This window comes from Streptomyces cacaoi, assembly GCF_006539165.1.
Taxonomy (GTDB): domain Bacteria; phylum Actinomycetota; class Actinomycetes; order Streptomycetales; family Streptomycetaceae; genus Streptomyces; species Streptomyces cacaoi.
The window spans coordinates 46778-60998 of the sequence record NZ_BJMM01000031.1; the positions used below are offsets into that span (position 1 = coordinate 46778).

General features: G+C 73.5%; 14 protein-coding genes. 4 read left to right on the plus strand and 10 right to left on the minus strand.

Annotated elements, in window-relative coordinates; all coding sequences use genetic code 11:
- Positions 1 to 27: 27 nt before the first annotated feature.
- From SCA03_RS24515 to SCA03_RS24525, 3 genes are all read right to left on the minus strand, one after another.
- Positions 28 to 2139 (minus strand): GTP-binding protein, encoded by a 2112-nt coding sequence (locus tag SCA03_RS24515; protein ID WP_086817188.1) that lies wholly within the window; start codon positions 2137 to 2139, stop codon positions 28 to 30.
- Positions 2140 to 2323: 184 nt separating this feature from the next.
- Complete coding sequence (locus SCA03_RS24520) at positions 2324 to 3712, minus strand: metallophosphoesterase (RefSeq protein ID WP_086817186.1); 1389 nt, start codon at positions 3710 to 3712, stop codon at positions 2324 to 2326.
- Positions 3713 to 3760: 48 nt separating this feature from the next.
- Positions 3761 to 4000 (minus strand): SCO4848 family membrane protein, encoded by a 240-nt coding sequence (locus tag SCA03_RS24525; protein WP_030874288.1) that lies wholly within the window; start codon positions 3998 to 4000, stop codon positions 3761 to 3763.
- A gap of 277 nt (positions 4001 to 4277) precedes the next feature.
- On the opposite strand from SCA03_RS24525, the gene SCA03_RS24530 reads away from it, so the two are divergent.
- On the plus strand, positions 4278 to 5699 hold the full coding sequence (locus SCA03_RS24530) for a D-alanyl-D-alanine carboxypeptidase family protein (RefSeq protein ID WP_249400620.1): 1422 nt from the start codon (positions 4278 to 4280) through the stop codon (positions 5697 to 5699).
- Here the strand turns inward: SCA03_RS24530 and SCA03_RS24535 are convergent.
- The 3 genes from SCA03_RS24535 to trpS form a co-directional block, all read right to left on the minus strand.
- Positions 5605 to 6582, minus strand: a complete 978-nt coding sequence (locus SCA03_RS24535; RefSeq protein WP_030874292.1) for a YihY/virulence factor BrkB family protein — start codon at positions 6580 to 6582, stop codon at positions 5605 to 5607. The two genes, SCA03_RS24530 and SCA03_RS24535, sit on opposite strands and share 95 nt — an antisense overlap.
- Positions 6583 to 6642: 60 nt before the next feature.
- Positions 6643 to 7320, minus strand: coding sequence for a 2'-5' RNA ligase family protein (locus SCA03_RS24540; RefSeq protein WP_086817182.1), 678 nt, complete (start codon positions 7318 to 7320; stop codon positions 6643 to 6645).
- A gap of 232 nt (positions 7321 to 7552) precedes the next feature.
- Positions 7553 to 8566, minus strand: coding sequence for a tryptophan--tRNA ligase (trpS, locus tag SCA03_RS24545; protein ID WP_030874296.1), 1014 nt, complete (start codon positions 8564 to 8566; stop codon positions 7553 to 7555).
- A 288-nt stretch (positions 8567 to 8854) separates the two neighbouring features.
- Here trpS and rocD point away from each other — a divergent pair, with 288 nt between their 5' ends.
- Positions 8855 to 10105, plus strand: coding sequence for an ornithine--oxo-acid transaminase (gene rocD / locus SCA03_RS24550; RefSeq protein WP_141275654.1), 1251 nt, complete (start codon positions 8855 to 8857; stop codon positions 10103 to 10105).
- Between the two features lie 61 nt (positions 10106 to 10166).
- Here rocD and SCA03_RS24555 read toward each other — a convergent pair whose 3' ends face one another.
- Positions 10167 to 10781, minus strand: a complete 615-nt coding sequence (locus SCA03_RS24555; RefSeq protein WP_086818479.1) for a GNAT family N-acetyltransferase — start codon at positions 10779 to 10781, stop codon at positions 10167 to 10169.
- A 163-nt stretch (positions 10782 to 10944) separates the two neighbouring features.
- On the opposite strand from SCA03_RS24555, the gene SCA03_RS24560 reads away from it, so the two are divergent.
- Complete coding sequence (locus SCA03_RS24560; RefSeq protein ID WP_230988888.1) at positions 10945 to 11439, plus strand: anthrone oxygenase family protein; 495 nt, start codon at positions 10945 to 10947, stop codon at positions 11437 to 11439.
- Positions 11440 to 11512: 73 nt separating this feature from the next.
- Here SCA03_RS24560 and SCA03_RS24565 read toward each other — a convergent pair whose 3' ends face one another.
- The 3 genes from SCA03_RS24565 to SCA03_RS24575 all read right to left on the minus strand — a co-directional run bounded on the left by SCA03_RS24565 (position 11513) and on the right by SCA03_RS24575 (position 13652).
- Positions 11513 to 12475 (minus strand): class I SAM-dependent methyltransferase, encoded by a 963-nt coding sequence (locus SCA03_RS24565; protein ID WP_086815972.1) that lies wholly within the window; start codon positions 12473 to 12475, stop codon positions 11513 to 11515.
- A gap of 167 nt (positions 12476 to 12642) precedes the next feature.
- On the minus strand, positions 12643 to 12852 hold the full coding sequence (locus SCA03_RS24570; protein ID WP_086815970.1) for a DUF397 domain-containing protein: 210 nt from the start codon (positions 12850 to 12852) through the stop codon (positions 12643 to 12645).
- Positions 12849 to 13652, minus strand: a complete 804-nt coding sequence (locus SCA03_RS24575) for a helix-turn-helix domain-containing protein (protein ID WP_037865373.1) — start codon at positions 13650 to 13652, stop codon at positions 12849 to 12851. The genes SCA03_RS24570 and SCA03_RS24575 overlap by 4 nt, the downstream gene beginning before the upstream one ends.
- Positions 13653 to 13986: 334 nt before the next feature.
- On the opposite strand from SCA03_RS24575, the gene SCA03_RS24580 reads away from it, so the two are divergent.
- Positions 13987 to 14220, plus strand: coding sequence for a hypothetical protein (locus SCA03_RS24580; protein ID WP_170223851.1), 234 nt, complete (start codon positions 13987 to 13989; stop codon positions 14218 to 14220).
- Position 14221: the final 1 nt, after the last annotated feature.

The following is a 14221-nucleotide window of genomic DNA, read 5'->3' on the forward strand; positions in this document are numbered from 1 at the left end:
ACCGCCGACAGCCCCGCCCCGCCCCGGTCAGCCGTCCCGCCGGGGCCGGTCCCCGTGCCGTCGGGTCCACCAGACGGCCTCGCCCCGGGTGAGGCCGGGCAGTCGGCGTCCGGCGGTGCGGGTGTTGCGGGCCGGGAGCGTGCCGGTCAGCAGCCGCAGCGGGCCGGCGTCCGGGCCGGCGGGCGGCTCGGTGATCTCCTCGGGCTCGGCCTCCAGCGCACCCAGACAGGCCAGGACCGCGGGCAGGGTGTCCTCGGGGATCTCCAACTCGAAGGCGTCGTACGGCTCGTGCACCACCGTGCCGGCCTGCTCCAGCGCGCGGGCGAGCACCAGGGCCGACACGGCGCGGAAGTCCCCGGCCGTGCTGACGGGCCCGCCGAACCCGGAGCGGGTCAGGGTGACGACGCAGTCGGTGACGGCCCAGCCGTGCGGCCCGCGGCGCAGCCCCGCGCGCACGCCGTCCTCGACGGCCTGGTGGAACGCCCTCGGCAGCGCGCCCCGTTCGGTCTCGGCCCGGAACGTGACGCCGCTGTCCCGCTCCCCCGGCTCGACCCGCAGCCCGACGGTGGCCCAGTACCCGGCGGCGCAGGGGGTGTTGCGGCCGGTGGCGCCCATCGCCTCGGCCGCCTCGCCGGTTCCGGCGGGCCGCTCCACACAGACGGTCCGGCCGGGCTCGAACACCGCCTCGACGCCGAACTCGGCGGCGAGCGTCTCGGCGACGACCTCGCCGTGCACCTCGCCGTTGAGCAGGACGGAGGTGGAGCCGTCCGGTTCGACGCCGGTCCCGAGCAGCGGATCCTGCTCGGCGAGGGCACGCAGCGCGGCGTGCAGCCGGCCCGCGTCGCGCGGGTCGTTCGGCCGGACGACCGTGCGGAGCGTCGGCGCCGCCAGCCGGGGCCGGGCACGCGCCGGGGCGCCGGACCGTCGGACGCCGTACGGGTCGCCGAGTTCGTCACCGACCCGGACCTCGCGCAGCCCCCGGACACGGGCGATGCCGCCGGCCGTGAGCCGGCCGGCGGGCGGCGTGCCGGGCGGTGCGACGACGTCGAGGGCCGTCAGCCGCCCGGAGTGGGTCTCCCGGGTGCCGTCGGGCAGCGTGCGGTGCAGGGTCAGCGCGGCGCGGGCCCGTACCTCGCCCTCGTACAGGCGCAGTTGGGCGGTCTTGCGGCCGTCGGCGTCCCGGTCGAGCGCGAAGACGACGCCGTGCGGCCCGGTGCCGTCGGGCGGCGGCGCCGCGCCGGGCAGCAGGGTCGTGACGCCGTCGAGCAGCGCGTCGACGCCGGCGCCGCTCAGGGCCGACCCGGCGTAGACGGGGTGGGCGCTGCCGTCGGCGGTGTGCGCGGCCAGCGCCGCGGCCAGTTCGCCGGGTGTCGGCGGCGGCCCGTCCAGGACGCGGGCGAGCAGCTCGTCGTCCGCCCCGGCGAGCGCCTCCGCGACCCGGGCGGCGGCCTCGGGCTCGTCCAGCCGTTCCGGCAGCACCCGCACGCCCCGGCCCCCGAGGCCCTCGGTACGGCTGAGGGGCACCGGGCACGGGGCGAGCCTGCGGCGGATGTCGGCGAGCAGCCCCTCGTACCGGGCGCCGGGCCGGTCGGCCTTGTTGACGAACACCAGCGTGGGCAGCCGCATGTCGCGCAGCGTCCGCATCAGCAGCCGTGTCTGCGGCTGCACGCCCTCCACGGCGGAGAGCACGAGCACGGCGCCGTCGAGCACGGCGAGGGCGCGTTCGACCTCGGCGAGGAAGTCGGCGTGGCCGGGGGTGTCGATCAGGTTGAACTGCCGCCCGCCCACGGCGAACGAGGCGACGCCGGTGCGCACGGTGATGCCGCGCCGGCGTTCGATGGCGCCGCTGTCGGTGCGGGTGCTGCCCGCGTCGACACGGCCGGGCGCGGCGATCGCGCCCGCCTCGTACAGGAGCCGTTCGGTCAGGCTGGTCTTGCCCGCGTCGACGTGTGCGAGGACACCGAAGTTGAGGGTGCGGGGCGGTGCGGGAGCGGGCCCGGGGCCGTCACAGGTGGCGGGGCCGGTGGTGGCGGTGCACTCAGTGTGTGCGGTGTGTGCGGCGTGATCGGTGTGTTCGGCGTGATCGGCGTGCTCAGTGTGTTCGGTGTGCTCGGTGGTGGCGCGGTGCGGGGTGCGCATGGGTGCGGTCGTCCTCGAAAGCCGTTGTCCGGTAAGGGAACTGGGGGTTTTCGAGAACTCGCCGCATCACTGGTCCTTCCGCGCTTCCGACAGGTCGCCGCCATCCTCACACCGGGCGACCGCCGTTGCGCAACCGGATTTTTCCGGACCGGGCGCGGGGCCGGGAGGGGCCCGGGGCCGGTGGTCAGGTCTGCTTCGAGGCGAGCTGGACGACGGTGACGTCGGACTCCGCGCCGACCCGGACGGGCGGGCCCCACGCCCCCGCGCCCCGGCTGACGTACAGCTGGGTGTCCCCGTACCGCTCCAGACCGGCCACGGTGGGGTTCGCCAGCGCGGCCAGATAGGGGCCGGGCCACAGCTGGCCGCCGTGGGTGTGCCCGGACAGCTGGAGGTCGACGCCGTGGTCGACGGCCTCGTGCACCATCACCGGCTGGTGCGCCAGCAGCACCGCTGCGCGCGCCGGGTCCCGGCCCGCGAGCGCCTTGCCGTAGTCGGGGCCCTCGCCCTGCTCCTCGCCCTGGATGTCGTTGACCCCGGCGAGATCGAAGCCGGGCAGCTCCCGCCGGGCGTTCTCCAGCGGGTGCACACCGAGTTCGCGCACGTGGTCGACCCAGGCGTGCGCGTCGCCGAAGTACTCGTGGTTGCCGGTGACGAAGAACGCGCCGTCCCTGGCGCGGAGTTCACGCAGCGGTTCGGCGGCCGGGCCGAGATCGGCGACGGTGCCGTCCACGAGGTCGCCGACGATCGCGACGAGATCGGGCTGCGCGCTGTTGACCGTGTCCACGATCCGCCGGGTGTGCGCCCGGCCCAGCACGGGCCCGAGGTGGATGTCGCTGACGACGGCGATGCGGTATCCGTGCGCCCGCCGCCCGAGCTTGGCCAGCGGCACCGTCACCCGTTTGAGGGTGGGTCCGTCGAGGACGCCGTACGCTCCCACCGCCGTCGTCCCCAGCCCGGCCACGGCGGTGGAGACGGCCAGCGTCCGGGCCAGGAACACCCGCCGACTGGGCACCGCCTCCGCCACCCGTCCCCCCGGCACCGCCTCACCGGCCGCCGCCTCGGACGCCCCGGCCGTCGGCCCGGACGCCCCGGCAGCCGCTTCGGAAGCCCCGGCCGTCGGCTCGGAAGCCCCGCTCGCCGCCGCTGTCCCCGCCGTGGCCGCCGTCGCCGCCGTGGCCGCTGCCGTCACCGTGCCCGCCGTCACCGTGCCCGCCGTCGGCGTCCCGCTGCCGGGCCCGGCCGTCCGGGCCGCTCCCCACGGCGTGCGCCGCAGCACGAACCGCAGGGCCTCCCCCGCGAGCAGCGCCAGCGTCAGATAGAGCAGGCAGGCCAGCCACAGATAGCCGGGCCAGGCCACGATCCGCTGGAGGGTGAAGGGCGCGCCGGAGCGGCTGGTGACCAGCGTCGCGACGGTCGTCAGCGGCAGCAGGACGGTGAGCGCCGTGCCCAGGCGCCGCCACCAACCGCCGGGTGCCGAGACGTCGCGGACGAGCCTCCGCCACAGATACCGGTGCACCACCGCCAGCGCCGCCAGCGCGAGCACCCCGGCCAGCGCGACCACCACGGCTGTCATCCGTTCCTCCCCCTCGCCTTCCCCGCTCTTCCGCCCCCCCGGGGGGGCCTAGCCGCGCCGCAGGGCCCGCAGGCCGCGCAGTCCGATCACGCCGATGGCCGTGCCCAGCAGGAACGAGGCGATGGCGAGCAGCAGATGGACCCAGAAGTACGCGGTGGGGCTGCCCGCGTCGTCGAACGCCAGCCCGCTGCCGTCCTTCCAGAGGTTCTTGACGAAGGTGATCCAGATGAACCAGGACCACACGCCGAAGGCCAGCAGGAACCAGGAGAGGGGCTTCGAGAGCACCATGCCCCGGGGCCGGGCCGGTGCCGCGGCCGGGGCGGAGTCCGGTCCGGAGGTGTCGGTGTCGTGCATGCCCTCAGTGTCGCTCCTCGCCCCGGCGGACCCGGCGCCGGGTACCCGTCGCACGGGCCGGAGGCAGGAGGGAGGCGCGGCCGGTGGCACGGGGACGGGTACGGTGCGTGCACGAGTGGACACGGGCCCGCCACCCGGCCTCCCCCAGGTGGGGCGCGTGTCCCCTGGGTGGGCGTGAGAGGGGCCACGAGTGGACGGACTCGGCGTCCAACTGTCCGGGCGGGGCCTGTACGTTCGCAGGGTGCCCAATTCTTCGTATTGTTCAGACCGCAGCCGGCGATCCCGTCGCGCCGGTGTTCTCGGCGGCCTCTGCTCGGCCGCGCTCGCCCTTTCACTGATCGTCGCACCCGGCGCGCACGCCGATGAGGCCCCCGGGGACCAGGGGGACCACAGCAGCGGCCAGGACCGCCGGACAGGCCAGGACGGCCAGGACAGCCGGGACAGCCCGGGTTCCGCGCAGAACAGCGACCGCAAGGAAGCCGCCGGGGAGCCCAGGCCGCCGGCGCAGATGTCCACGGTGGGCGGCACCCGGCTGGGCCGCCCCGGTACCCAGGTGCAGCCGAAGGCCGGGGCGCCGAAGCTGCCCAAGAAGGTCAGCGCCCGCTCCTGGATCGTCTCCGACGCGGAGACCGGCGAGGTGCTGGCCTCGCACAACGCGCACTGGAAGCTCGCCCCCGCCAGCACGTTGAAGATGCTGTTCGCCGACACGGTGCTGCCCAAGCTGCCCAAGGAGCGCAAGCACAAGGTGGAGCCGTCCGACCTGGCGGGCATCGGCGAGGGCAGCAGCCTCGTCGGGGTCAAGGAGGGCGAGACGTACTCCGTGCACGATCTGTGGCTCGGGGTCTTCCTGCGGTCGGGCAACGACGCGGTGCACGTGCTCTCGGCGCTCAACGGCGGCGTGGACAAGACCGTCGCCGAGATGAACAAGAAGGCACGCACGCTGCACGCCCGGGACACCAAGGTCGTCAGCCCGGACGGCTACGACCACAAGGGCCAGGTCTCCTCGGCCTACGACCTGTCGCTGTTCGCCCGCGCCGGGATGCAGAACCCCGACTTCCGCGACTACGCGGCAACGGCCACCGCCAAGTTCCCCGGCGCCACCGAGAAGAAGAAGGACGGCAAGGGCACCCGGCGGGAGAGCTTCGAGATCCAGAACACCAACCGGCTGCTGACCGGCGCCGACGGTGTGGACCCCTATCCGGGCATCGCGGGGGTGAAGAACGGGTCGACGACGAACGCGGGCACGACGTTCACCGGCGTCGCCCAGCGCGGTGACCGGGTGCTGCTGGTGACGGTCATGCACCCGGGCGCCGAGGAGCCGCACGCGGTCTACCGGGAGACGGCACGGCTCCTCGACTGGGGCTTCTCCGCTGCCGACAAGGTGACCCCGGTGGGTGCGCTGGCCGCGCCCGGCCAGGGCACCGACAGCGGCACGGGCGCGCCGCACGGCAAGACGGCGCAGGCGGGCGGCGCGGCGGACGCACGGGCCGCGGCACAGTCCGACAAGCCGTCCGGCGGCGCCGGCACCGCGCTGGGCATCACCGCCGGTGTTCTGGTGCTGCTGGCCCTGGTGGCGTACGGGGTGCACCGCCGCTGGCCGCTTCCGGAGCTGGCCCGGCGTCGTCGCCGATGAGTTCCTTGACGGGACGTTCGTCCTGGCCCCCGCCGGGTGCGGGGGCCGTGGCGGTCCAGGCCGCGCACCACAGCAGCAGCTTGGCCATGAAGCTGATCCAGATCAGCAGGGCGATGGGCACACCGAAGGCGCCGTAGACGTTCTTGGCGGCGACGCCCTGGAGGTAGCCGCCGAGCAGCAGCTTCAGCGCCTCGAACCCGATCGCGCCCTGGAGGGCGGCGGCGAGGGTCGCCCGGTGCGGCGGGCGCACCCGCGGCAGCAGCGTCAGGACGTACCACAGCAGCAGGAAGTCGGCGGCGGCTCCGGCCGCGTACCCGGCGACCCGCAGCAGGACGGTGCCGATGCCGCCCTCCACCAGGCCCAGGTGCTCGGCCGTCCACCGCACGGCCGTCAGCGCGAAGGCCGAGCCGCCGAAGGAGACCAGGCCCGCCAGGCCGAGGCCGAGCAGGATCACCAGGTCGGTGGCCATGCGCAGGAAGACGTTGCCCGGGTCCTCCTCCAGGTCCCACACGGCGCGCAGCGTCTCGCGCAGGGTGCCGACCCAGCCGACGCCGGTGAACAGCAGCAGCGCACCGGCGACGAGGCCCACGGTCCCGGCGTGCTCGACCAGGGAGCGCAGCTCCAGCTGGTCGGAGATGCCCGGGACCTGCTCGGCGAGGGTGTCCTGGAGGCGGCGCATCTGGTCCGCCGACAGCAGTGCGGCACCGGCCGCGGCGCCCACCGCGATCATCGGGAAGAGCGCGAGGAAGCTGGTGAACGTCAGGCTCGCCGCGAGCCTCGACCACTTCCTCTCGGTCAGGTGTTCATAGACGCGCCAGACGCGGGTCGTGAGGAACCACGTCACCGCCGGCCCCACGACCGGCAGTCCTTTCAGCCACTCCATGCGTACCCCCTTCCCCACCGGCACCCTCGCAGTACCAGCGGGGACGGAGCCGGAGCGGGATCACAGGGTGGCGGGCGGCCGGCAGGTGTGCGGGACGGAGGCGGGGCCGGCGGCGGAGGCCGGCGCGGAGGTGTGCGGGGTGCCGCCGAGGGTCGCCGGGCCGGTGCCGGTGCCCGCGGCGGGCGGTACCGACGGCACGCCCTCGGAGCGGCCGAAGGCGAACTCCCGCTGGAGCCGCCAGACGCAGTCCTCGCCCTGGAGGTAGAGGGCGAACCCGGTGGCCGTCCAGGACGCCTCGAAGCCGGACAGTTCGGCGTCGGCCCGGTCCATGGCCGCGTCGTCGATACCGTGCGCGACGGTGACGTGCGGGTGGTACGGGAACGCGAGCTCCCGCGCGAGCGGGCCCTGCGGGTCGCGCACCTGCTCCTGGAGCCGGGAGCACTCCAGGACGCCCTCGACGACCTGGACGAAGACGACCGGCGACAGCGGCCGGAAGGTGCCCGTGCCGGACAGCCGCACGGTGAAGGGCCGCCCGCCCAGCGCCACCCGGGCCAGATGCGCCTCGATCGCGGGCCGGGCTGCGGCCCGTACCTCGGTCGGCGGCAGCAGCGTGATGTGGGTGGGGATGCCGTGGGCCGCGGTGTCACCGAAGGAGGCCCGCCGCTCCTGGAGCACTGTGCCGTACGGCTCCGGGACGGCGAGCGATACGCCGAGCGTGACGGTCGCTCCCGTGCCCATGTGCACTCCTCTCACCTGTCGCCTGCCGTCCGCCGCCGCCGGGGGCGCCGTGGTCCTGCCGTCGTGTCCTGTGTCGTGCGGTGCTCGTGTGGTGCTCGTGCCCTGGGTGTTGCCGTACCGGTGCCGTGGCCGGTGCCGGGAGTCCGGGCTGCTGTGCTCTGCCCGGGCGGGGGCGTGCCGCGTTCCGGCCTCCGTGCCCGCCGCCCGCGGCGGGCACGGCACGGCCGGGCCGTCAGTGCTTGGCGGGCAGGAAGCCCACCTTCTCGTAGACGTCGGCGAGCGTCTCGGCCGCGACCGCCCTGGCCTTCTCCGCGCCCCGGGCGAGGAGGGTGTCCAAGGTGGCGGGGTCGTCCAGGAACTCCTGGGTCCGCTGCCGGAACGGGGTCACCCAGTCCGTGACGATCTCTGCGAGGTCCGTCTTCAGCGCGCCGTAGCCCTTGCCCGCGTACCGCTCCTCCAGCTCCTCGACGGTGGTGCCGGTGAGGGTGGAGTGGATCGTCAGCAGATTGCTGATGCCGGGCTTCTTGTCCCGGTCGAAGCGGATGACCGTGTCGGTGTCGGTCACCGCGCTCTTGATCTTCTTGGCGGTCGTCTTCGGCTCGTCCAGCAGATCGATGATGCCCTTCGGCGTGGAGGCCGACTTGCTCATCTTGACCTCCGGGTCCTGGAGGTCGTAGATCTTCGCCGTCTCCTTGAGGATGTAGGCGTCCGGGACCGGGAAGGTGTGCGAGAAGCGGCTGTTGAAGCGCTCGGCGATGGTGCGGGTCAGCTCCAGGTGCTGCCGCTGGTCCTCGCCGACGGGGACCTGGTGGGCGCGGTAGATGAGGATGTCGGCGACCATCAGCGCCGGGTAGGTGAACAGGCCGACGGTGGTGTGGTCCGTGCCCTGCTTGGCCGACTTGTCCTTGAACTGCGTCATGCGCGCGGCCTCGCCGAAACCCGTGAGGCACTCGACGACCCACGACAGCTGGGTGTGCTCGGGCACATGGCTCTGGAGGAAGAGCGTGCACCGCTCGGGGTCCAGGCCGGCGGCCAGCAACTGGGCCGCCGCGACGCGGGAGTTGGCGCGCAGCTCGGCGGGGTCCTGGGGGACCGTGATCGCGTGCAGGTCGACGACCATGTAGTAGGCGTCGTGGCTCTCCTGGAGCGCCACCCACTGGCGTACGGCACCGAGATAGTTGCCGAGGTGGAACGAACCGGCGGTGGGCTGGATCCCGGACAGCACGCGAGCACGATCTGTTGCCATGCCGACCATTGTCTCAGGTCCCACGGACCGCCAGGGACCCGATATCGGGTGAGCTGCGGCACGGGAGGTGACACCCGTCACGCCCCCACCGCGCCGGCCCGCGCCCCGCCGCGCCCCCACCGCGCCCGCCCTTCCGGCCCTTCGCGCCCCCTCTCCCCGCACCTGTCTCCCTCGCGTCCCGAGCGTCGGACCGCGTCCCGGTGGCCTTCCCGTACATCCTGCGCATACCGACGGGCGGACGATAGAAAGAGGGCACCGCCCGGCACGCAGAGGAACGGAGATCCCGTGATGTCCATCCCCACCGCACCGCAGGCCCACGAGGCGTCCGCCGGCTCCGCCGGTGAGCTGATCGCGCTCGCCGAGGAGCACGGAGCGCACAACTACCATCCGCTCCCCGTCGTCATCGCCTCCGGCGAGGGCGCGTGGGTCACCGACACCGAGGGGCGGCGCTATCTCGACATGCTGGCCGGCTACTCGGCGCTCAACTTCGGCCACCGCAATCCCCGGCTGATCGAGGCGGCGAAGGCCCAGCTCGACCGGGTCACCCTCACCTCCCGCGCCTTCCACCACGACCGCTTCGCCGCGTTCTGCACCCGGCTCGCCGAGCTGTGCGGCATGGAGATGGTGCTGCCGATGAACACCGGCGCCGAGGCCGTGGAGACGGCGGTGAAGACGGCCCGGAAGTGGGGCTACCGGGTCAAGGGCGTCCCGAAGGACAAGGCCAGGATCGTCGTCGCCGACGACAACTTCCACGGCCGGACGACGACGGTGATCAGCTTCTCCAGCGACGAGGAGGCCCGCGCCGACCACGGTCCGTTCACCCCCGGCTTCGTCTCCGTGCCGTACGGCGATCTGGCCGCGCTGGAGGCGGCCGTCGACGAGGACCCGGACAACACCGTCGCGGTACTGCTGGAGCCCATCCAGGGCGAGGCCGGAGTGATCGTGCCGCCCGCGGGCTATCTGCCGGGCGTACGGGAGCTGACCCGCTCGCGGAACGTGCTGTTCCTCGCCGACGAGGTGCAGTCGGGGCTCGGCCGCACCGGCGCCACCTTCGCCTGCGAGCACGAGGACGTCGTGCCGGACATGTATCTCCTGGGCAAGGCCCTCGGCGGCGGCATCGTGCCCGTCTCGGCCGTGGTCTCCTCCGCCGAGGTGCTGGGCGTGCACCGCCCCGGCGAGCACGGCTCCACCTTCGGCGGCAACCCGCTCGCCTGCGCCGTCGCGCTGGAGGTCGTCGACATGCTCGCGACCGGCGAGTACCAGGAGCGCGCCCGCGAGCTGGGCGCCCGACTGCACCGGGAGCTGGGCCTGTTGCAGGGCGGCGCGGTGCGCACCGTACGCGGCAGGGGGCTGTGGGCGGGCGTCGACATCGACCCCGCGCGGGGCACGGGCCGCGAGATCTGCGAGAAGCTGCTGGCCCACGGCGTACTGGTGAAGGACACCCACGGCTCGACGATCCGGCTCGCACCCCCGCTGACCATCGGCGACGCGGACCTCGACACCGGCCTCGAAGCCCTCAGCAAGGCCCTCGACGCCTGACCGCACCCGTGAGCCGGGGCCCGTACCCCGTCGGCCCCGGCTCCCGCCGGCGGCGTCCCGGTCAGCCGCCGCCGGGCGCCTCCCACTCCGCGGGACGCGAGCACCCGGAGCCGGGCGCGAGCGCCGCCATCACGACGGCGTCCACGCGCTCGCCCTCCCACAGCAGCGCCTCCCGCAGGACGCCCTCCACGACGAACCCGGCCTTCTCGTAGGCCCGCCGGGCGCGCGGGTTGGTCGTGAAGACCTCCAGGGCGATGCGGTGCAGCCCCAGCACCTCGAAGCCGTACCGCAACAGCAACCGCGTCGCCTCGGTACCCAGGCCACGGCCGGTGGCGGCGGGCACCAGCGCGATACGGAACGAGCTGCTCTCGTTGGGCGGATCCCACTCGTGCAGCACCACTTCGCCGACGACGGCGCCGCTCGCCCGCTCCACCACGGCGAGATCGAGCCGGTCGTCCCGGTCCGCGCGGCTGCCGTACCACTCCCGCAGCCGCGCCTCGTCGTACCGGTGCAGCCCGTGACCGCCGGTGAGCCGGGCCGTCTCCGGGTCGCGGAACAGCGGCAGCAGCGCGGGCACGTCGTCGGCGGTGACCGGACGCAGCACGACCCGGTCCCCGTCCAGCGTCGGTTTCCGGCCGAAGTCGGCCTTTTCCTGGGGGAGTTCGCGTAGGGTCATGTGCCGCATGCTGCCCCGCGGGCCGTGGCCGCGTCACCGGCTTTCCGCCCCGCCGGCCCGCCCGGCACCACCAACGGGCCCCGGCCCGCCCGCTGTTGCGCTCCGCTTGCACCCCGCACGCTGTGCTGGGCGCACCCTCGATCCTGCTCCGCCCGGAAGGATGATGACCTTGGAGACGCTCCAACTGCTCGCGCTCGTCGCCGCGACGGTGACCACAGGGCTGGTCGGCGGACTGTTCTACGGCTTCTCCATCTCGGTCATGCGGGCGCTGCGCGGCACCGACGACCGCACCTTCATCGAGGTCATGCAGCGCATCAACACCGCCATCCTCAACGGCTGGTTCGTCCTCGGCTACATCGGCGCCCTCCTGTTCACCGGCGCAGCCGTCGCCCTGCTCGGCCCGGACCGCCACGACGCCCTCTACCCGGCCGCCGGCGCACTCTTCTGCTACGCGGCCTCCATGCTGATCACCGGCCGCTTCAACATCCCCCTCAACAAGGCCCTGGACGCCGCGGGCCCGCCCGCCCGCATCCCCGACCCCGCCCGCGTCCGAGCCGCGTTCGAACCCGCCTGGGTCCGCTGGAACACCGTACGCACCCTCCTGTGCGTAGGCGCCGTACTCCTGCTGTGCTGGGCGCTCGTGGTGCACGGGGGGTGAGGTGGCCCCTCCCCCGTACGGTCTTCGGAGCGATGACCGTACGGGGCCGCGTGGGATGCCGGGCGTCGCGTTCTCAGTCGCGGCGTGCCACGACCAGTACGGGGCCGCCCGGCATCGTCGGGAACTGCCGTTCGTCGCGCAGGCCGTGCGCGGTGAGGGTCCTGGTCATGCGGTCCGTGTCGTAGGCGTTGCCGCCGTTGCGTACGGCCTGCCAGCCCGCGACGGCCCGGCGCAGCGGGTCCGGGGCCGGCGGGTTGGTGCCGACGACGATCCAGGCGCCCGGTTTGAGCGCCTCGGTCAGCCGGGGCAGTGCCTGCGCCAGTGCCTCCTCCGCCAGGAAGGGCGCGGGCAGCCAGATCATGTCGTAGGCGGCCTGCTCCGTCAGGTCAGCGGCGTCGGTACGGCGCAGGGTGACACGTCCGGCGGCCTCGGTACCGGCGTCGGCCAGCTCGTTGCGCGCCAGTTCCAGCACGCGCTCCATGACGTCGACGCCGACGACCTCGGCGCGGGGGAACGCCTCCGCGAGGGCCAGCGCCAGCGCGGCCGTGCCGGTGCCGACGTCCAGGATGCGGCTGCCCTGCGCGGCCAGCCGGTCCGCGAGGCCGGGCAGCACGGGGACGAGCCTGCCCGCGATGGCGCGGCCCGTGCCGGCGGACGCGCGGCCCTGGTTGAGCAGCACCTCGTCGTCCAGGTCCACCCAGCCGCCGGTCCCGCCCTGGTCGCCCGCGGCCACCGCCAGCGCCTGACGCAGCGAGCTGAGACGCGCCTGCGCCGCGCCGTGGTGCGTCGCGCCGTCCGGGTACCGGTACGCCGGGTGCAGGGCCGGTGTATCCCCGTCCCGCTGTATCAGCCCTGCGGCCTCAAGTACGGCGGTGCGCTGCGGGTTCGCCGCGAGGACGTCGGCCGGGGCCTTCGTGGCGGCGTCCTCCAGGGTGGCGATCAGGGCCGCCAGCGCCCAGGTCGCCGCCTCCAGGCTGCCGGACGGGTCGTCGTCCGGGCTCGGCGCGGGGACGGAGGACGGAGTGGGCTCGGACATGCGCGGACCTTTCCTGCCTGCGGGGCTTGCCAGGTCATCATCCCGCCCTCGCCGATCCGCCCTCAGCGGGGGCGCCGTACGGCCTTCGGCCCGTCCGCGCATGTGAGAACCCCCGTGCGGCCGGTGGAGAAGCGCACGGGGGTTCGTGAGTGTTTCCAGGCGCCGGTTCAGCGCTCCGTGTTCTTCAGCCCACCGACGAACGCGCCCCACGCCCCCGCCGAAAACCTCAGCGGCACACGCCGCACATCCTTGCTGTCCCGAACAGGCACCACACCGAACCCGATCGAACCCGGCGCCCACTCCAGACAGTTACCGCCTTCACCACCGCTGTAGCTGCTCTTGAACCAGACGGCGCGGCTGTTGGGGATGATGCTCATGGGGTGTGCTCTCCCATCACGCTGCGAATCATGGCCAGTGATTGCCCCGGTGATAGCGCTTCCGCGCGAAGCCGGTCAAACCTGGTGTGGGCGTCCTTCACTTGTCCTGGAGAGTCAATCACCTGCCCGACACCTTGGCCCTCGGAGTACAGAACTTGAGGCTGCTCTATGGCCTGGGGGAAGTCCAGAAGCGTGTAGGGCGAAGAGGCCGGAGGCGCACCGGAGGCGAATGTCAGCACTTGCAAGGTGACGGCCGGGTATTCCGCCATGGTCGCCAGGTGGCGAAGCTGTGCGCGCATGACCTCGGCGCCGCCCACCTTCCGTCGCAGGCACGCCTCGTCCAGGATCAGCCACAGCAGCGGCGACTCCTCGCCCTCACCGCGTTCGTGCAGCTTTCCGCGCTGCAACCTCAGCTCGACCTTCGCCGCTGTCTGTTCCGGGGTGTCGAGCGGCTGGCCCGCACGCAGCAACGCCCACGCGTACTCCCGCGTCTGCGCCCCACCGAACACCAGGTTCGTGGAGTAGTCGCAGATCACGGACGCCTGTGCCTCCAACTCCACGAACGGCGCGAACCAGTCGGGGTGTTCCACGCGGAGCCGTCGCAACGACTCGGTGAACAGGTCTCCCGTGCCGAACGCGCGGTCACACCCCTCGGCGAACTTCTCCGAGGGAGTGAGCGAGCCGGACTCGACGCGGCTCACGTACGCCTCGCTGTAGCCCGTGGCGCCGCCGAGGCCCTTCTGGGTCATGTTCCGGGCCTGCCGTACCCGGCGCACGTCCGCCCCGAACGTGGTGGGCATACCGCCGCTAAAGGCCGGCCGCCGTGTTCGCCTCCGTGCCATGTCTGACCAGCCTTTGCGTCCTCGTCGCCAAGTACCCACGCCCGTGGGCGACTTGAGCACTCCCGGTTAAGTAGTGTCAGGCTACCGCTCGCCGTGTTGACCTCGCCACAGAGCGTGAGTGGGAGGCGACGCCTATGGATCTCCAAGACGGGGTCACTGTGCACGGGGAGGCCGGGCCCACGGGGCCGGTGGAGGATGTGCGGTCGGCGTGTGAGCACGTGGGCGCATTGGAGGTGCGGCCGGACGGCAAGCACTGTGCTGCCTGCGGGGCCCTGATCTACCCGGCCGTCCCATGAGGGCGCGCGGGTTCCATGTCGTGAGCGCCGCGCTGCCGGAAGAGTTCCTGCTGCCGGAGGTGGTGGGCGGGTGCTGCCAGTGCGCGTATCTCTCACGGCTCTACGTCGGGTACCGGCGTATGCCGCAAGGGGCCCGCAGGCGGGGCCAGTTGATGGGGTTCGCACTGGGGCTGTGGCGGGAGCACGCGGTGGAGCACGGAGTGGAGGACGAGGGGATGGGTGAGGCGTGAC